Below are 18,127 nucleotides of genomic sequence, written 5' to 3'. Positions count from 1 at the left end.
GTCTAGACACCGAGTCTAGACACTGCCGGGCAGGACATCTGCCGCCCGTGCGCGCAGGGCCCGGGCAACGCCGTCGCGGTTCTCCAGCATCATCCGCCGCAGGGCGGCGCTTTCGGCGGGCAGGGCCGCCAGGAAGCCATCGGTGCGGTCGATGGTCGCCTGGGTGGTCAGGAGCGCCGGATACAGTCCGACGACGATTTGCTGGGCCAGCGCGTGGGTGCGGGTGGCAACGATCCCGGGAACGGCCTCGAAGTACTTTTCCGAGTACGGCTCCAGCAGCGAGCGGTCCAAGACGCGGGAGAAGCCCGCAACTGCCGAGTTTTGGAGCGCGTTGGAGAGTTCACCCTTGACCACGATCGACTCCCAGGCCTCGGCCTTCGCTTCGGGCGTGGGAATGGCTGCCTTGGCCTGGGCCGCGGCGTTCTGTCCGCTGGCGGTGTTGTCCCGTGCCAGCTCGGCGTCGATCTGTTCCTGGCCGAACCGTCCGCCCGCCACCAGCGACGTCAGCAGCTCCCAGCGCAGATCCTGGTCAACCGTCAGCCCGTCCAGGATGAGGGAACCGTCCAGGACGCCTGCCACCTTGTCCAGCTGCGAACTGCTGCGGGCGAGCAGGGCAAAGGACTTGATGAACTGCAGCTGTGCATCGGACCCGCCGGGAACGGAGGACGCCAGCTCCCAGAGGCGGTCCACGGCGGCCACAATGGTGGCCTCGCGGTGCTCCTCGGCAACATAGAAGTTCAGTGTGGTGGCAAGCTGGCGCAACTGCACCAGGATCACGGACGAATCCGACTCGGCCGCCACGTTGGCCAGGATCAGCTCCACATAACGCCGCGCCGGCGTCTCCCCGTCGCGGGCGGCATCCCATGCCGAGTTCCACACCAGCGTCCGGGGCAGGCTGGCGCTGAAATCCTTCAGGTGGGCTGTTGCGGTAGCCAGCGACCGTTCATCCAGCCGGACCTTTGCATACGCAAGATCGTCGTCATTGACCAGGATCAGGTCAGGCTGCGCCATGCCGGCCAGGGCAGGAACCTCGGTACGCTCGCCATCGACGTCAAGTTCCTCACGGTGGACCCGTTCCAGCTTGCCGGCGCCGTTGAGGTTGTAGAACCCCACCGCCAGCCGGTGCGGACGGATGGTGGGCCACTCCGTGACAGCGGATTGGAGAATGGCGAAGGAGGCCAGTTTTCCGTCTCCGTCCACGCTAAGTTCCGGCTTGAGGGTATTGACTCCGGCAGTCTCCAGCCACAGCCGCCCCCACAGGTCCAGGTCGCGGCCGCTGGCCTTCTCCAGTTCCACCATCAGGTCACTGAGTTCGGTGTTTTGCCAGGCGTGCTTGGCGAAGTATTCGCGGACACCGGCCATAAACTGCTCCGGGCCCACCCAGGCCACCAGCTGGCGGAGCACCGAGGCGCCCTTGGCATAGGTGATGCCGTCGAAATTGACTTCCACATCCTGCAGGTCGTTGATCTCGGCAAAGATGGGATGTGTGGTTGGCAGCTGGTCCTGGCGGTACGCCCAGGACTTCTCCACGGAGGCGAAGGTTGTCCAGGCGCTTGTGAAGGACGTGTTCTCCACTGCCGCCAGGTGGGACATGTATTCGGCAAAGGACTCGTTGAGCCACAGGTCGTTCCACCAGCGCATGGTGACAAGGTCCCCGAACCACATGTGGGCGAGCTCGTGGAGCACAGTAATGGCGCGGCGCTCGATCTGCGCCCCGGTGACCTTGCTCCGGAACACATAGCCTTCCAGAATGGTCACGGCGCCGGCGTTTTCCATGGCGCCGGCATTGAACTCAGGCACAAACAGCTGGTCATACTTCTCAAACGGGTAGGGGCAGCCGAACTGGGCTTCGAAGAATTCGAACCCCTGCCGGGTCAATTCAAAGATGTTGTCTGCATCGAGGTATTGCATCAGGGACTTCCGGGCAAAGATGCCCAGCGGAATGACCCGCCCATCGGAACTGGCCACCTCACTGCGGACCGACTGGTACGGCCCCGCGATCAGGGCCGTCACGTAGGAGGACAGCCTCGGCGTGGGCGCGAACGTCCAGACCGAGCGGGCTCCGCCGTCGGCCGCGGGAGTGGTTTCCTGCGCGGCCGGAGTGGGGGAATTGGAGATGAGGTCCCAGTGCGACGGCGCCGTGACCGTGAAGGCGAATGTGGCCTTGAGGTCCGGCTGCTCAAAAACTGCGAACATCCGCCGCGAATCCGGCACCTCAAACTGGGTGTACAGGTAGACCTCGTTGTCCACGGGATCCACAAAGCGGTGCAGGCCCTCACCGGTGTTCATGTACGGGGCGTCGGCCACCACCGTCAGTTCATTCTCGGCGGCGAGGCCGGTCAGCTGGATGCGAATCCCGTCTGATACGGCCTCCGGGTCCAGGCTGCGGCCGTTCAGGGTCACGCTGTGTACGGCATGCGTGACGGCGTCGATAAAGGTGGAGGATTCCGGTCGGGCCGTGAACCTTACCGTGGTGGTGCTCCCAAAGACCTTGTCGCCTTTGGTCAGGTCCAGGCTGACATCGTAGGAGTCAACGGCGATCAGTTCGGCGCGCTCACGGGCTTCGGCGCGCGTCAGGTTCATACCTGGCAAGTGGTGCCTCCAGAAGGGGTTGCGGTTGCCGGCGTGCAAGGTCCTTCGCCGGCACTGTGAAGTCATTCTTTCAGTTCTTGCGGCGTTGGCAAGTTGTCCGGATCACTCCTGGTGCGCATGCCCGCCGGATTCGGGAGAATGCCTGTGAAGCAGCAGGAGTAGCGTTAATGCATGGGAAAGTTCAGGGATGCGGTAGACGTAAGGGCGCTGCGGTTCGCCGTGGGTTTTCCTCTGGTACTGGCCGCCGCCTTCGTGTTTTGCGCGTTCCTGCTGCGCCCCACCCTCCCCGAACCGCTCGCCATCAGCTGGAATGACGACGGCGGCGCCTCCTTCGCACCGTTCAGCGCCTACGCGGCGGGCAGCGCCGTGATCATCGTGGCCGTGGGCTGGCTGGTCCTTTTCCAGGCGGTGCCGGTCTCCCGGCCCACCGTGGTACGCCGGGTAATGATGGGCGGCGGGCTGTTCCTGAGCCTCTTCGCCGCGAGTGTCCTGGCTGCCGGCCTGATGGGGCAGACCGGCCTGGCCGACGCGCGGGAGTCCCGCCTGGACCTCACGGTGCTCGCGCTGGGCAGCGGCGCAGCAATGTGGCTCGGTGTGATTATGGGCTTTGTGTTTAAGGTGGACAGGCAGTGGACGCCCGAGGATGACCAGGCCTTTGAGCTTGCCGTCGCCCGGGAACTGGATCCGGATCTGACCCGGGATTCCATCCGCCTGTGGGTGCACGCCCGCAGCTCAGTCTTCGTCATGATCGCCGTGGCAAGTCTGTTCCCGGCGGCGCTCATTGCGATCGTGCTGCCCTGGTTGGGGGTGCTGCTGGTGGTTCTGGCCCTTGTTGGCGCAGGTTTCCTGTTCGCCCGCGTGAAGGCGGACCGAAGCGGCCTGCGGGTCCTCGTGGCAGGTGTGGTGCCAGTGATGGAGGTACCGGCGGGGGAAATTTCTGAGGCCAGCGCCTCGGATGTGCGGGCAGCCGACTACGGCGGATGGGGTTACCGCCACCATAGCGGTACCGAGGCGATGCTGGTCAGCAGCGGTCCCGCCGTCGTCCTGCGCACCACAGACGGCCACAACATGGCTGTCAGTGGCGGCAGCCCGGCGTCGGCGGCGCGGCTCGCAGAAGTTCTCACCCGCGTGGCAGCCCGGGCGCACGGCGGTGGTGCGCCGGGCGCAGCGGCCAGCGGCCCTGGTCCTGCTCCCGGTACGGGTTGACGCGGAGCCTCACAGGACGCTGGAGTCCTAGTATTCTTGTCCGTGTTGATCTGATTCCGGCCCGGTTCCAGCCCGGCTGACCCCAGTGCTTATTACGAACGGATACTGTCGTGACTTCTTCCCCTGCCTTCCCGCGGGTCCACATCGCCACCGACCACGCAGGAATGGAACTCAGCGCCCACCTGGTCAGGCACCTCACGTCCAAGGGGTACGACGTGGTGGACCACGGGCCCAAGGTCTATGACGCCCAGGATGACTACCCGTCCTTCTGCATCAACGCCGCGCTCGCAGTGGTGGCTGACCAGAAAGCAGGGGTGCATGCCCTGGGCATCGTCCTGGGTGGCTCGGGCAACGGTGAGCAGATCGCCGCCAACAAAGTCAAGGGAGTGCGCGCCGCCCTGGCGTGGAACCACTCCACCGCCACGCTGGCCCGCGAGCACAATGACGCCAATGTGGTGGCCGTGGGCGGCCGCCAGCACACGGTGGAGGAAGCCACGGAACTGATCGAGGCCTTCCTGGCCGAGCCCTTCAGCAACGACGAACGCCACATCCGCAGGATCGGCAAGATCGCCGCCTATGAAGCCACCGGCGAGGTCATCGAGTAGTGCCCGAAGGCCATTCCGTCCGCCGATTGGCCCGCCAGTTTGCTGACGTCTTCTGCGGTGAGCGCCTGGCCGTCAGCAGTCCGCAGGGACGCTTTGCAGCCGGAGCGGCCTTGCTGGACGGGCACACTTTGACGGATTCCCGGGCCCACGGCAAGCACCTTTTCCTGCATTTTGATCATGCAAGGGTGCTGCATGTGCATCTCGGCCTGTACGGTGCCTGGGATTTCGGCGGCGACGCCAGCTTCCGGGGCGCCTCCAGCATCGGCGCCCCCAGGAAAGTGGGGGAGCGGGAGATTTTCGACGACGGCGGCCCGGCGGAGTACTCCGGCCCGCCGGATCCCCGGGGTGCCGTGCGCGTCCGCCTGGTCAGCGCCCACGGCTGGGCGGACCTGCGCGGCGCAACCACATGCGCGGCCATCACCGAGGACGAGGCGGCCACGGTTCTGGCCAGGCTGGGGCCCGATCCGCTGCGGAACCTTCCGGCGGACAGGGAGCGCTTTGTTGCTGGCCTTCAGTCCCGTAAGGCACCCATCGCCGGACTGCTGATGGATCAAAAGGTGATCGCCGGCGTCGGAAATGTCTACCGGGCAGAGGTGCTGTTCCGCCAGCGCCTTAATCCATGGCGGGCGGGCAATGAGCTGTCCGTCCCGGCGGCGGGACAGCTGTGGGATGACACTGCCGCGGTGATGTCCGACGGCGTGCGTGACGGGCGCATCATCACCACGCCTGCGGCCTACTGGGGAGACGGTGACGGACTCCCGGCAGGCGATGCAGCGCACTACGTTTACAAACGCCAAGGGCTGCCGTGCAGGGTTTGCGGCGAGCCGGTTGCCCTCGCTGAACTGACCGGCCGCAAGCTTTATTGGTGCCCCGGCTGCCAGGTGGCCTAGGTGGAGTTGCTTCGGATCGCCGGCTCAACGGAATCCACGGCGTAGGCTTTGGTGGCCGATCGGAGCAGCGGACCACGCAGTCGCAGCTGATACGGTCCATTCCGGAACGTTGCCCGGGGGTCCAATTGGACTGTCACGCGCGGTTCGCCGTGACCGGCGTCCAGCCGCACCACCGTGCCGTCCCGCCGCCCGTCCACGGACAGCACAGTGGCAGGCTCCACAGCTGTGTTCCTGAGGAGCTCCTGATACTCCAGACCGGCCGCCAGGAAGAGGATTCCATGGGCAACGCCGACGACCCTCAGGGGGATCACAGCATCTGGCGGCGGGGCTGCCGCGGGGAGCGGGGGCTGCATCCGGTCCGCCCGCGCAGACGGCACCCCTCGTGTCTTCCTGGGCTCGTCGCAGTCCGTGCACGGGGTCCTCGCCCCGATATCCGCCAACAGTGTCACCAGCAACCCCCTGGGTGCGTGGTCCCATTTGTCGGCCACGGCCCGGCACCAGTCCGTATGGTAGGTGGTCCCTTGCTTCATCACATAGGCCTGGTCACGGCCCAGGACCGGCACCCCGTCATGCCGTGAGGCCGGCTCCACAGGCTTCAGCCCGCCCAGGCCCCCCGCCCCTGAATCCGCGGAGCTGATCTTGAAGTACTTCTGGATCAACGGATTGGGTTGCCTTCTTGGTTTTGGCACGGAGTTGCCTGGCCTTTCTGTCCGGCGAAGTGCGTTACGTGCGTCCCCCGCCACAAGCCCCCCTCATGAGCTTGCTTGCTTTTCCCTCCGGTTGCTAATCGTGACTTTCTTTTGTCCCACAACGTGCACTCGTTGCTGGCACGCCAAAACGAAGAAGGGCCCCTCGCCGAGGGGCCCTTCTTTTTTCGCCCTTGCGCTTTCGCTCTTGGACGGACAACTGCTGGAGGGGACGACGGGAATCGAACCCGCGTAATCAGTTTGGAAGACTGAGGCTTTACCATTAAGCTACGTCCCCGGGTGAACTGCAGTTCCAGTCTAGCTTTTTGATTGCTTTTCCTGGTGTCTGCGCTTCTTCCGGGCTGGCTGTTCAAGCCGGATATAACTAAACCTAATTCATACCCCAAGTGTCAAATGTGCAAACACGGCCGGTATGACCGTAGACTTGCCTGTGCACTTACGGGGTGTAGCTCAGCTTGGCTAGAGCGCCTGCTTTGGGAGCAGGAAGTCGCAGGTTCAAATCCTGTCACCCCGACTCTGCGGCCCGGACCACACGGCCTGGACGAAACATTGCGTTTGCAGAATCCATCCAACAAACCCCAGGAGTACTTAGACCGTGAAGAGCGCTGTCGAGAACCTCACCCCCACGCGGGTCAAGCTCAATGTTGAGGTCCCCTTTGAGGAATTGAAGCCCAGCATCGACGAGGCATACAAGACTGTTGCTTCGCAGATCCAGGTCCCTGGCTTCCGTAAGGGCAAGGTCCCCTCCAAGCTGATCGATCAGCGCGTTGGCCGCGGCTACGTCTTGGAGACCGCCATCAATGAAGGCCTCAACGGCTGGTACCAGGCCGCGGTGCAGGAATCAGGCATCCGCCCGCTGAGCCGTCCCGAGGTTGAGATCACGGAAGTACCTGACCCCACGTCCACCGACGGTGAGCTCAAGTTCCACGCCGAGGTTGACGTCCGCCCCGAGATCGAGCTGCCTGACTACGCCGGCATCAAGGTCGAGGTTGCTGCGGCTGAGTCCTCGGACGAAGACGTTGACAAGGCACTGGATGAACTGCGCGGCCGCTTTGGCACCCTCAAGTCCGTTGACCGCCCTGCAGCCGACGGCGACTTCCTGACCATCGACATCACTGCCACCGTTGACGGTGCAGAGGTTGACTCCGCTTCCGGCCTGTCCTACCAGGTAGGCGCCGGCACCATGCTCGAAGGCCTGGACGAAGCCGTCACCGGCCTCAGCGCCGACGAGGACGCCATCTTCGACACCACCCTGGTGGGCGGCGAGCATGCTGGTGAAGCCGCACAGGTCAAGGTTGTCCTGAAGGCCGTCAAGGAGCGCGAGCTCCCCGAGGCTGACGACGACTTCGCCCAGCTGGCGTCCGAATTCGACACCCTGGCCGAACTGCGCGAGGACCTGGCCAAGCAGGCCGCTGACTCCAAGATTGTTGAGCAGGGCGTCGAGGCACGTGACAAGGTCCTGGACAAGCTCGTTGAGCTGGTTGAGGTTCCGGTTCCGGACTCCGTCGTTGAAGAGCAGCTCGAGGCCCACTTCAAGGAGGGCAACGCCCACGGTGAAGGCGAGCACGACACCGAGGAGCACCGCGAAGAGGTCAAGGCCAACACGGCCCGCGCTTTCCAGAACGAAATCATCCTTGACGCCATTGCCGAAAAGGAAGAAGTCAACGTCAGCCAGAACGAGCTGATCGACTACATCGTCTCCACCGCCAGCCAGTACGGCATGGACCCGAACCAGTTTGCTCAGATCATCGACCAGAGCGGCCAGGTCCCCATGATGGTCTCTGAAGTCCGCCGCCGCAAGGCGCTGGCCGTGGTCCTGGGTCAGGCAACTGTCACCGACACCGACGGCAAGAACGTTGACCTCAGCGACTTCGTCCGCCCCGGCGGCGAGGAAGAAGCTCCTGTGGTCGAGGCTGAGGACGCCGGCGTCTCCGACGACGAGGCAAAGAGCGAAACTGTAGCAAACGACGATCCTGCTGCTGTGAAGTTCTAGCACGCACGGCATTGCCGTTGCACCAGCCCCTGGACCCTGCGGTCCGGGGGCTGCCTGCTTTAACCGCCCCGCTTCATCGGCTGCGCCGGGATCGTGCGCCGTCAGCGAACAGCGCGATTCCGGCGAACAAATCGACCCCCAAAACGGTTAGTGTCCAAGTAGCGAAGTTCAGTGATGTCACCGTCACCAGCGAGAGGTAAGTACACATGTCACAGCACCCCGAGGCCCCACGGATGGCCACTGTCGATCCGGCAACCCAGGATAACTACATCTACAACCGCCTCCTCAAGGAACGGATCATCTGGCTTGGCTCCGAGGTGCGCGATGACAACGCAAACGCCATCTGCTCCCAGCTGCTGCTCCTGTCCGCCGAGAATCCGGAAAAGGACATCTACCTCTACATCAACTCTCCCGGCGGTTCCGTCACGGCAGGCATGGCCATTTACGACACCATGCAGTTCATTCCCAACGACGTCGTGACAGTCGCCACCGGGCTTGCCGCATCCATGGGCCAGTTCCTGCTCTCCTCCGGCACCAAGGGCAAGCGCTATGCCACACCCAACGCCCGCGTCCTGATGCACCAGCCCTCCGGCGGGATCGGCGGTACCGCGTCGGACATCAAGATCCAGGCTGAACTGATCCTCCACATGAAGAAGGTCATGGCGGACCTTACCGCCGAGCAGACCGGCCAGACCGTGGAGACCATCCTCAAGGACAACGACCGTGACAAGTGGTTCACGGCCACCGAGGCCCTCGAATACGGCTTCTTTGACAAGATTGCGGCCCACGCCGGTTCCGTCTCCGGCGGCGGCGGAACCGCCAACGGATCATCAGGTGAATCGGCATCCGAGAAATAACCCGGCACTTTCGAAAACTCAGATCAGGAGCAACAAAATGACCTACAACTTCGGATCGACTGCCGGTAACCTTCCGACCAGCCGCTACGTACTTCCCCAGTTCGAGGAACGCACGCCCTACGGCTTCAAGCGCCAGGACCCCTACACCAAGCTCTTCGAGGACCGCATCATTTTCCTCGGTGTCCAGGTGGACGATGCCTCCGCTGACGACGTCATGGCCCAGCTGCTGGTCCTGGAGTCCACGGACCCGGACCGCGACATCACCCTCTACATCAACTCGCCGGGCGGTTCCTTCACCGCTATGACAGCGATTTACGACACCATGCAGTACATCCGCCCCGAGATCCAGACGGTCTGCCTGGGCCAGGCTGCCAGTGCTGCGGCGGTCCTCCTCGCGGCAGGAACGCCGGGCAAGCGCCTGGCCCTTCCGAACGCACGGGTGCTCATCCACCAGCCTGCCCTCTCCGGCGGCCAGGGCGGCCAGGCGTCAGACCTGGAGATCCAGGCTGCGGAAGTCATGCGGATGCGTTCCTGGCTTGAGGACACCCTGGCGCACCACTCGGGCCGGACCTCTGAGCAGGTCAACAACGACATCGAGCGCGACAAGATCCTGACGGCAGAGGAGGCCATGAACTACGGCCTGATTGACCAGGTGCTTGATTCACGCAAGATCAAGCCGCAGGCGATTACCAGGTAATCATCGCTTCGCGCCGGTGCGGCCCACTTCATTTAGGCCGCACCGGCCTTCGCTTTCCACCCTTGGTGCCCAAAGTGACTTAGAGTGGATGTTGTCATGGCGGTCCTCCCAGGCGGTCTTGATTCCAGCAACGGTGCAAAGCTGCCTGGCAGCAAGATACTAAGGGGTTCACATATGGCTCGGATTGGCGAGAGCACGGATCTGCTGAAGTGTTCTTTCTGCGGAAAGAGCCAGAAGCAGGTGCGGAAGCTCATTGCCGGGCCCGGTGTCTACATCTGCGATGAATGCATTGAACTCTGCAACGAGATCATTGAGGAAGAACTCGCGGAAGTCGCCGATCTGGGAAGTTTTGAACTGCCCAAGCCCCGCGAGATCTTCGACTTCCTGCAGGAATACGTCATTGGCCAGGAACCTGCCAAGCGCTCCCTCGCCGTCGCCGTCTACAACCATTACAAAAGGATCCAGGCGGGCCACGCCCCGAAGAGCGGCAGCCTCGCCGACGGCGGCCACCACGACGACGTCGAAATCGCCAAATCCAACATCCTCCTGATCGGCCCCACCGGCTGCGGCAAGACGTATCTGGCGCAGACGCTTGCCCGCCGGCTCAACGTGCCGTTCGCGGTGGCCGACGCCACCGCACTGACCGAGGCCGGCTACGTGGGCGAGGATGTGGAGAACATCCTCCTCAAGCTCATCCAGGCCGCGGATTACGACGTCAAAAAGGCCGAACAGGGCATCATCTACATCGATGAGATCGACAAGATTTCCCGCAAGAGCGAAAACCCGTCCATCACCCGGGACGTTTCCGGGGAAGGCGTCCAGCAGGCGCTCCTGAAGATCCTCGAAGGCACCGTTGCGTCCGTACCGCCGCAGGGCGGCCGGAAGCATCCGCACCAGGAATTCATCCAGATCGACACCACCAACGTCCTGTTCATCGTGGCGGGAGCCTTCGCGGGCCTGGAAGAGATCATCGGATCCCGCTCCGGGCGCAAGGGCATCGGTTTCGGAGCCCCGCTCAACGATGCCAGCAACAAGGTGGACTCCTACGGTGAGGTAATGCCGGAGGACCTGCTGAAGTTCGGTCTCATTCCGGAGTTCATCGGCCGGCTGCCAGTGATCACCACGGTATCCAGCCTGGACCGCGAAGCCCTCATCCAGATCCTCTCCACACCCAAGAACGCCCTGGTCAAGCAATACCAGAAGATGTTTCAGATCGACGGCGTCGAGCTGCTATTCGACGACGACGCCCTTGACTCCATCGCCGATCAGGCCCTTGAGCGCGGCACCGGTGCCCGCGGCCTGCGTGCCATCATGGAGGAAGTCCTGCTGCCGGTCATGTTCGACCTTCCGAGCCGCGAGGACGTCGCCAGCGTCGTCATCACCGCTGACGTGGTGCTCAGCAAGGCTGAGCCCACCATGATTCCGCATGAAACGAAGCGCCGTAAATCAGCCTGACCCAGCCGCGGCGAGTTCCAGCGGCCGCTCTGACGTCCATCCCGCGTCTCCACTGTGTCCCGTCCGCGTCCCCGGAGGAAATTACCCATGACTGAAACTGCCACCAACCAGGCTGACTTCTGGTTCGATCCGATCTGCCCCTTCGCCTGGATTACGTCCCGCTGGATCGGCGAAGTGGAAGACGTCCGCGACATCAGGACCGTCTGGCACGTCATGAGCCTTGCTGTCCTCAACGAAGGCCGCGAGCTGGACCCTGGGTACCGTGAAGCCATGGACAAGGCCTGGGGACCGGTTCGGGTCATCATCGCGGCCAAGGAACAGCACGGCGACAGCGTCATCAAAGAACTTTACGATGCCATGGGCACCCAGATCCATGAGGGTGGCGAGAAGGACTACGGCATCGTCATTAGCAAGGCGCTGGCTGAATGCGGCCTTCCCGCCGGGCTGGCCGAGGCTGCCGCGACAGATGCCTACGATGCCCAGCTCCGGGCCAGCCACGAAGAGGGCATCTCCCTGGTGGGCCAGGATGTCGGGACGCCGGTGGTGGCCTTCAACGGTACTGCCTTCTTTGGGCCGGTCCTGACCCGCATCCCGCGCGGCGAGCAAGCCGGCGGGCTGTGGGACGCCACGGTTGCCCTGGCCTCCTACCCGCATTTCTTTGAGATCAAGCGCAGCCGCACCGAGCGCCCCCAGTTCGACTGAAGCCGCGCTTGGGGAGCGGTTGAACGGCCGCGGGAGCCCCGGCACGAACTACTCTGTTGTAGTTCTCCCGGGGCTCTTGCGCATCCACATGCACGGGACCAGAATGGTTCTTACCCACTTCGAAAGAAGAGGGACGCAAGAACCAAAGATTCAGTGATATGTATCCGACGCAGCCATCGGCAAAGCCGGATACAAGCTACCAGTGACGAGGTAGGAAGACCTGAAGATCTGAGGAGCTTGCCAGACCATCAAAGACGTCACCGGATGGCCGAAAAGTCGAAGCCCCACCAACGGCAAAACGCTGATGGGGCTTCCCCTTTGCCCTGAAACAGGGTGGCTGGCCTGGATCAGGCCGGCGCGGTCAGGCGGGCACGGTTCCCTCGGCCGGTGCCAGGACAACGTCGCTGACAGTCAGTTCCCCGTCGCCGGCGACAAGCGTCAGTTCGCGGGCATTGGAGGCAGCCTTCAGGTCGCCCAGCCCGGCCTTGAGCTGGGTGGTCAGGGATTCCGTGGCAGTGATGGTTGCCGACAGGACCTCCGTGCGCTGCTTGACCTTCGCCTCGGACTTGGCCTTGCGCACGCCGCTCAGCGCCGTGCCGACGGTGGCCAGCAGGGTGGTGTCGCCGTCGATCTCCACAGCAGCCGGCCACTGGGCGCGGTGTACGGAGCCGTTGCGCCACCAGCTCCACACCTCTTCTGTAGCGAAGGGCAGGAACGGGGCGAACAGCCGGAGCAGGGTGTCCAGGCTGGTGGCCAGGGCAGCCAGCACTGATGCCTGCTCCTGCTCGCCCGCCGCACCGTAGGCGCGGTCCTTGATGAGCTCCACGTAGTCATCGGTGAACTGCCAGAAGAAGCTTTCCGTGATCTGCAGGGCCCGGGCATAGTCATAGTTCTCAAAGGCCTTGGTGGACTGGCGCACAACGTCCGCGAGCTGGGCCAGCACCGCACGGTCCAGGGGGTTGGTCAGGACCGACAGGTCGCCGGAGAGGACTGAGTCCTCCGTGGCTCCGAGGTTCAGGACGAACTTGGATGCGTTCAGGAGTTTGATGGCCAGGCGCCGGCCGATCTTCATCTGGGCAATCTCATAGGCCGTGTCGGCGCCAAGCTTGGCTGAGGCAGCCCAGTACCGCACAGCATCTGAGCCGTACTCTTCCAGGACGTCGGTGGGTACCACCACGTTGCCCTTGGATTTGGACATCTTCTTCCGGTCCGGATCCAGGATCCAGCCGGAGATGGCTGCGTGCTTCCAAGGCGCGGAGTTCTCGAGGGCGTCGGCGCGCACCACGGAAGAGAACAGCCAGGTGCGGATGATGTCGTGGCCCTGCGGACGAAGGTCGAACGGGAACACCTTGGCGAAGAGTTCCTCGTCCCGGCTCCAGCCGCCCACGATTTTTGGCGTCAGCGAGGACGTGGCCCAGGTATCCAGAATGTCTGCGTCGCCGGTGAAGCCGCCCGGCACATCACGCTGCGCCTCCTCGAAGCCAGGCGCAGCATCAGCGGCCGGGTCTACCGGCAGCTGCTCGTCCGACGGCACGATCGGGGCGTCGTAGTTCGGGTTGCCGTCGGAGTCCAGCGGGTACCAGACGGGGATGGGCACGCCAAAGAAGCGCTGGCGGGAGACCAGCCAGTCGCCGTTCAGGCCTGCAATCCAGTTCTCGTAACGCGAACGCATAAAGGCAGGATGGAAGTCGATCTCATGCCCACGCGCGATCAGGCGTTCGCGCCGGTCTTCGTCCCGGCCGCCGTTGCGGATGTACCACTGCCGTGACGTGACCACTTCGAGGGGCTTGTCGCCCTTTTCGTAGAAGTTCACCGGGTGCATGATCTTTTTGGGCTCGCCGTCGAGCAGGTCCTCCGCGGCAAGGCGCTCCACCACTGCTTCCTTGGCGCTGAAGGCGGTCTTGCCTGCGATGGCGGCGAAGGCCTCGCGGCCGGCGTCGGTGGTGATCCAGTCAGGCGTCTCGCCGACGATCCTGCCGTCGCGGCCCACGATGGCCCGCGTTGGAAGTTGCAGTTCACGCCACCAGGTCACGTCGGTCAGGTCGCCGAAGGTGCACACCATGGCGATGCCGGAGCCCTTGTCTGCCTTGGCCAGCGGATGGGCCATGACCTCAACCGCAACACCGAAGACTGGGGACGTGACCTTCTTGCCGAACAGCGCCTGGTACCGTTCGTCGTCGGGGTTGGCCACCAGGGCGGCGCAGGCGGCCAGCAGCTCGGGGCGGGTGGTTTCGATGTAGATCTTTTCGCCGTCCTCTGTGAAGAACGGATAGCGGTAGTAGGCGCCGGCCACTTCGCGGTCTTCCAGTTCTGCCTGGGCCACCGCGGTACGGAACGTCACATCCCACAACGTGGGGGCTTCGGCCATGTAGGCGTCACCGGCGGCCAGGTTGGCCAGGAAGGCGCGCTGGGAGACTGCCCGGGAGTTCTCGTCAATGGTCCGGTACGTGAGGGCCCAGTCGACGGACAGGCCAAGCGTCTGGAACAGGTTCTCGAAGACTTTCTCGTCCTCAACGGCAAGTTCCTCGCACAGCTCGATGAAGTTCCGGCGCGAGACGACGTCGAAGTCGCGCTGGTTCTTGGCGGGCTGGGCCGGCGGACGGTAGTCGGCGTTGTAGGCGATGGCTGGGTCGCACCGCACGCCGTAGTAGTTCTGTACACGGCGTTCCGTGGGCAGGCCGTTGTCGTCCCAGCCCATCGGGTAGAAGACGTTCTTGCCGATCATCCGCTGGTAACGGGCCAGCACGTCGGTCTGGGTGTAGGAGAACATGTGACCTACATGCAACGATCCCGACGCCGTGGGCGGGGGAGTGTCGATGGAGTAGACCTGATCACGGGTGGTGTCCGGGTCGAACTTGTAGGTCCCTTCGGCAAGCCAGCGCTGCGTGAGGGCAGCTTCGAGCCCTTCGAGGGCGGGCTTGTCCGGAACGTTGATAGGGGCGGTGGAGGGCGTGTCTGTACCCTGATGTGTTTCAGCCATTTGCCAATTGTTTCACGGTCTCTTCATCCCGCAGCACGGTGGTCCTGCCGCAGCCCGCTGATGCCGTTACTCTGGGTGCCATGACTGAGGAGTTCCAGGAGATGACAGCACAGGACAGGGCAGCGCAGAACAGGGCGGCCGTAGTCACGGGCGCCAGTACCGGCATCGGCGAGGCGACAGTGCAGGCGCTCAGGGCCGACGGCTGGACGGTCTTCGCCGTGGCACGCCGCGCCGAAAGGCTTGCCGCCCTGGAAACCGAAACAGGCGCCGTCGCGATTCCTGCTGACATCACCGAAGACGGTGACGTTGCGCAGTTGCTGGCCCGCGTGACGGAGGCAGGAGGCATCGGAACGCTGATCAACATCGCCGGCGGAGCAAGGGGTGCCGATCCCGTGGGTGCGGCCAGCAGTGAGGACTGGGAGTGGATGTACCGGGTCAACGTGCTGGGCACCATGAAACTCACCCGGGCGTTCCTGCCGATGCTGCGCGCCAATGGGGAAGGAACCGTCCTGAACCTGACGTCCACCGCCGGCCTGGTGGCCTACGAGGGCGGCGCCGGCTACAACGCAGCGAAGTTTGCCCAGCACGCCATGACAGGGGCGCTCCGTCTCGAGGAAGCAGAGCACAACGTCCGCGTCATCGAGGTGGCTCCCGGCCTTGTGCAGACAGAGGAATTCGCATTGAACCGGCTCGGTGACCGGCAGGCCGCCGAAAAGGTTTACCAAGGCGTGGAGAAACCCCTGACCGCCGCGGACGTAGCGGATGTGGTGCGGTACGCCGTGAGCGCCCCGCATCACGTCAATCTCGATCAGATCGTGATCAGGCCTGTTGCCCAGGCCGCCAACCACAAAATTATCCGCAGGGGCTGACGCGGCCTGACGGGCTGACGCGGGCTGACGAGCCTACGGATGCTGATGAGCTAGGAACCGGTCAGGTGGCGGGGATGGCGAGAGTGGCCAGGACTGCCGCGTGATCCGTTCCCTCCACCGGGTGGACCTCATAACCGGAGCTGCCCATGCCCGGGCTGGTCACCAGGTGGTCGATGGTGATGCCTGGAAGCTTGGGGCCGTCCATGGGCCACGTGGGGACCAGCCTTGAGCCGGCCGCGACACCAACATCGACGAGCCCGGACTGATTTTCACCGGGGCTGGCGTTTCCGCGATGCCCGGCAGCCAGCAGTTCACGGAACTCAGGATGGTCAAAGGTCGCGTTGAAGTCACCGATCAGGAGCCTGTTGCCGGGACGTTCCGCCGCCCTTCCCAAGGCCGCAAGATCACTGCGCCATTGGTCAACCCGGTGGTCAACCGGCGGCAGGGTATGGACATTTGTCACTTCCAGCACCGCTACGGACGCGCCGTTGCGGGCTGTCAGGCGGACCGTTGGCATCTTGAAGGGTGTGTCCGGAATCAGGCCCACCTGCTCCAGGGGGAAGATCGAGTACACCGCGCTGCCCGCTGCGTCGTCAGTGGGGTCGCTGATCCTGTGCGGCAGGAGCACGTCCAGGCCCTCAGCTGACAGCCGGTCCTGCAGGTCCTGGGAGTGCTCCTGGACAGTCAGCAGGCCCACGCCGTGCTCCCGGACAAGGCGCACGATGGCGGCGGCGTCGGCCTGGCCGTACTCGGAATTGATGGTCATGGCCTTCAGTTCAACGCTGGCCCCGGTTGCTTCGGCCGCGGGGCGGCCGGCATCCAACGGGAAGAGCCAAAACGCCTGGCAGCCAAGGAGCAGCGCCGCCAGCGCCTGCTGCCAGCGGCGCCTGCCCAGGAGAGCAAAGAGCAGCGATACCGCAGCGGGAAGCGCCAGCCAGGGCGTGAAGGACAGCACCTGGACCACCAGAACCGGCCATTCGGCAGGAACGGCCCGGAAGACTGAGAGGACCGCCACGGGGACACCGGCCACGAGCGACAACCAGCTGAAGAGCGCTGCGGGGCGTGCTTTTGCCCGGACCCGGGTGGAAACAGTCATGCACAGAGTCTAGGCAGCCGTGGCCATCACACTGCACCGGCTCTGCATACGGCGCCCGCGTGCGGTCAGCGGGTGCATGCGGCGCTCGTGCTAAGTCACCGGGGGAGCCTCAAGGTGGCCACGACAGCGGAGTGATCGGTTCCTGCAATCTTCACGGTCTCGAACGACAGTACCGAGATACCCGGGCTGACCAGCACGTGGTCCAGTGCCACAAACGGCGGAACCCGGCTGTTCTGCGGCCAGGTGGGGGCCAGTCCTTTGCCCGCGGACGCGGCGGCGTCCGTCAGCCCCGTATCCAGCAGTTCGCGGAATTCGCGATGATCATGCCCGGCATTAAAGTCACCCAGCAGGATGATCGGCGGAGACCCTTGCAGATCCCGCCGGAGTTCGCCCAGCTGCCGCAGTTCCGCGCGCCAGTAGGGCGTGTGGCCCGGGCGCGGAGAGTCGATGTGCACGGCCGTGAGATGCAGGGCTTGCCCGCCACCTGGAACAGTTGCCACCGCCCGGCTTTGGTAGAAGACGCTGCCCGGTACACGCTCCACGGTCTGCAATGGGAAGCGGGAGAAGATGCCGCTGCCCGTGCCTGCCCAGTCAACGTCCAGCGCGCGGTGGGAGAAATCGGCTGCCAAGCCCGCCTGTTCCAGGGCCTCAAGGCTGGCATGGGCCAGCTCGGGCAGGGCCAGCACGTCAACTTTCCGGGCCCGGGCCTCGGCCAGGACTCCTTTGGCGTCAACCCCCGGGGGCCCCACATTGAGGGCCATCACCGTCAGCTCGCGGCCTGAGTCCGCGTTGGCAGCCTGCGCCGCCGCTTCCACCCCTGTTCCGCCCGCCGGAAGGACCCGGGGCAGGACCATGCCAAGCTGCACCACCAGCACACCAGCCACCGCCGCAGCCAGAATGGTCGTGCTGCGTCGAAAGTCCAGCCAAACGGCCAGCAGCGCGAGCATGGCGGCCGTCAGTGTCACCATCACGCTTGCCGGAAGCAGGGACAGGAGCTGGATCCATGGCGTGCCGATGTCCCATGGCACCAGCCGCATTGCTGTCAGGCCCGCGCCTGGCAGGCACAGGAGGGCGGCTATGAACCAGCAGAAGGCACTGCTGCGGCGGTGCTGTCGCCGCCTGTGAGTGCCGCCGCTCTCCATCCCCCCATTATTGGTGGCCCGGCCCGCACTTCCAACGGTTCCGCGGTCACAGTTGAGCCCTGCCAAGGAATGGCGGTGGACGCCCCGGCGATAGTAGACTCGAACTTGGCTATGACCCGGCTATCACCGGTGAGCTTCCGGAAGAACGCGTTCCGGGCCGGTTTGGCCCGCAGCGTCAGTAGAACCGGACGGGTAAGCCCGTCACAGCAGTAATGAGCGGCCGGTAGGCAGTCCCCTTTCGTGGGGGGGTTACCGGTAAGTGAGGTGGTACCGCGGTCAGCGTGCAGTCCCAGGACAGCACCGAGGCCGTCCTCGCATCCTGAACGGAACATGTGT

Annotated in this window: 14 protein-coding genes and 2 tRNA genes; 10 read left to right on the top strand and 6 right to left on the bottom strand. The window is 64.3% G+C overall.

Features of this window, described 5'->3' with window-relative positions; translation table 11 throughout:
- Window positions 1–15 precede the first annotated feature (15 nt).
- Window positions 16–2,583, bottom strand: a complete 2,568-nt coding sequence (gene pepN / locus M1E17_RS14185; RefSeq protein ID WP_457962649.1) for an aminopeptidase N — start codon at window positions 2,581–2,583, stop codon at window positions 16–18.
- A 180-nt stretch (window positions 2,584–2,763) separates the two neighbouring features.
- Between pepN and M1E17_RS14180 the strand changes: the two genes are divergently transcribed.
- The 3 genes from M1E17_RS14180 to M1E17_RS14170 all read left to right on the top strand — a co-directional run bounded on the left by M1E17_RS14180 (window position 2,764) and on the right by M1E17_RS14170 (window position 5,293).
- Window positions 2,764–3,798 (top strand): hypothetical protein, encoded by a 1,035-nt coding sequence (locus M1E17_RS14180; protein WP_457962648.1) that lies wholly within the window; start codon window positions 2,764–2,766, stop codon window positions 3,796–3,798.
- A 110-nt stretch (window positions 3,799–3,908) separates the two neighbouring features.
- On the top strand, window positions 3,909–4,403 hold the full coding sequence (locus tag M1E17_RS14175) for a ribose-5-phosphate isomerase (protein ID WP_267275384.1): 495 nt from the start codon (window positions 3,909–3,911) through the stop codon (window positions 4,401–4,403).
- The gene (locus M1E17_RS14170; protein WP_457962647.1) at window positions 4,403–5,293 is read left to right on the top strand and encodes an Fpg/Nei family DNA glycosylase; all 891 of its coding nucleotides are present in this window, start codon (window positions 4,403–4,405) and stop codon (window positions 5,291–5,293) included. The genes M1E17_RS14175 and M1E17_RS14170 overlap by 1 nt, the downstream gene beginning before the upstream one ends.
- Here M1E17_RS14170 and M1E17_RS14165 read toward each other — a convergent pair.
- Both M1E17_RS14165 and M1E17_RS14160 read right to left on the bottom strand, forming a co-directional pair.
- Window positions 5,290–5,982: a hypothetical protein gene (locus tag M1E17_RS14165; protein ID WP_457962646.1), complete on the bottom strand. Its 693-nt coding sequence runs from the start codon at window positions 5,980–5,982 to the stop codon at window positions 5,290–5,292. The two genes, M1E17_RS14170 and M1E17_RS14165, sit on opposite strands and share 4 nt — an antisense overlap.
- 221 nt (window positions 5,983–6,203) lie before the next feature.
- Window positions 6,204–6,277, bottom strand: a tRNA-Gly gene (locus M1E17_RS14160).
- A 162-nt stretch (window positions 6,278–6,439) separates the two neighbouring features.
- On the opposite strand from M1E17_RS14160, the gene M1E17_RS14155 reads away from it, so the two are divergent.
- The 6 genes from M1E17_RS14155 to M1E17_RS14130 all read left to right on the top strand — a co-directional run bounded on the left by M1E17_RS14155 (window position 6,440) and on the right by M1E17_RS14130 (window position 11,704).
- Window positions 6,440–6,514, top strand: a tRNA-Pro gene (locus M1E17_RS14155).
- Window positions 6,515–6,595: 81 nt separating this feature from the next.
- Window positions 6,596–7,993, top strand: a complete 1,398-nt coding sequence (gene tig, locus M1E17_RS14150) for a trigger factor (protein ID WP_457962645.1) — start codon at window positions 6,596–6,598, stop codon at window positions 7,991–7,993.
- A gap of 233 nt (window positions 7,994–8,226) precedes the next feature.
- Window positions 8,227–8,850 (top strand): ATP-dependent Clp protease proteolytic subunit, encoded by a 624-nt coding sequence (locus tag M1E17_RS14145; protein ID WP_267279230.1) that lies wholly within the window; start codon window positions 8,227–8,229, stop codon window positions 8,848–8,850.
- A gap of 37 nt (window positions 8,851–8,887) precedes the next feature.
- Window positions 8,888–9,547, top strand: a complete 660-nt coding sequence (locus M1E17_RS14140) for an ATP-dependent Clp protease proteolytic subunit (RefSeq protein WP_267275380.1) — start codon at window positions 8,888–8,890, stop codon at window positions 9,545–9,547.
- 174 nt (window positions 9,548–9,721) lie between these two features.
- A complete protein-coding gene (clpX, locus tag M1E17_RS14135; RefSeq protein ID WP_267275379.1) occupies window positions 9,722–11,002 on the top strand; it encodes an ATP-dependent Clp protease ATP-binding subunit ClpX in 1,281 nt (426 codons plus the stop codon).
- A gap of 87 nt (window positions 11,003–11,089) precedes the next feature.
- Complete coding sequence (locus M1E17_RS14130; RefSeq protein WP_457962644.1) at window positions 11,090–11,704, top strand: mycothiol-dependent nitroreductase Rv2466c family protein; 615 nt, start codon at window positions 11,090–11,092, stop codon at window positions 11,702–11,704.
- Window positions 11,705–12,065: 361 nt separating this feature from the next.
- Here M1E17_RS14130 and valS read toward each other — a convergent pair whose 3' ends face one another.
- Window positions 12,066–14,684: a valine--tRNA ligase gene (gene valS, locus M1E17_RS14125; protein WP_457962643.1), complete on the bottom strand. Its 2,619-nt coding sequence runs from the start codon at window positions 14,682–14,684 to the stop codon at window positions 12,066–12,068.
- An 80-nt stretch (window positions 14,685–14,764) separates the two neighbouring features.
- Between valS and M1E17_RS14120 the strand changes: the two genes are divergently transcribed.
- Window positions 14,765–15,553, top strand: a complete 789-nt coding sequence (locus tag M1E17_RS14120; protein ID WP_457962642.1) for an SDR family oxidoreductase — start codon at window positions 14,765–14,767, stop codon at window positions 15,551–15,553.
- Between the two features lie 61 nt (window positions 15,554–15,614).
- Here the strand turns inward: M1E17_RS14120 and M1E17_RS14115 are convergent, their stop codons facing one another.
- Window positions 15,615–16,649, bottom strand: a complete 1,035-nt coding sequence (locus tag M1E17_RS14115) for an endonuclease/exonuclease/phosphatase family protein (protein WP_457962641.1) — start codon at window positions 16,647–16,649, stop codon at window positions 15,615–15,617.
- A gap of 95 nt (window positions 16,650–16,744) precedes the next feature.
- The gene (locus M1E17_RS14110; protein ID WP_457962640.1) at window positions 16,745–17,791 is read right to left on the bottom strand and encodes an endonuclease/exonuclease/phosphatase family protein; all 1,047 of its coding nucleotides are present in this window, start codon (window positions 17,789–17,791) and stop codon (window positions 16,745–16,747) included.
- Between the last annotated feature and the right edge of the window lie 336 nt (window positions 17,792–18,127).

The sequence above is a fragment of the Arthrobacter sp. D1-29 genome (assembly GCF_054130585.1).
This window is presented reverse-complemented; position numbering and strand designations above follow the sequence as displayed.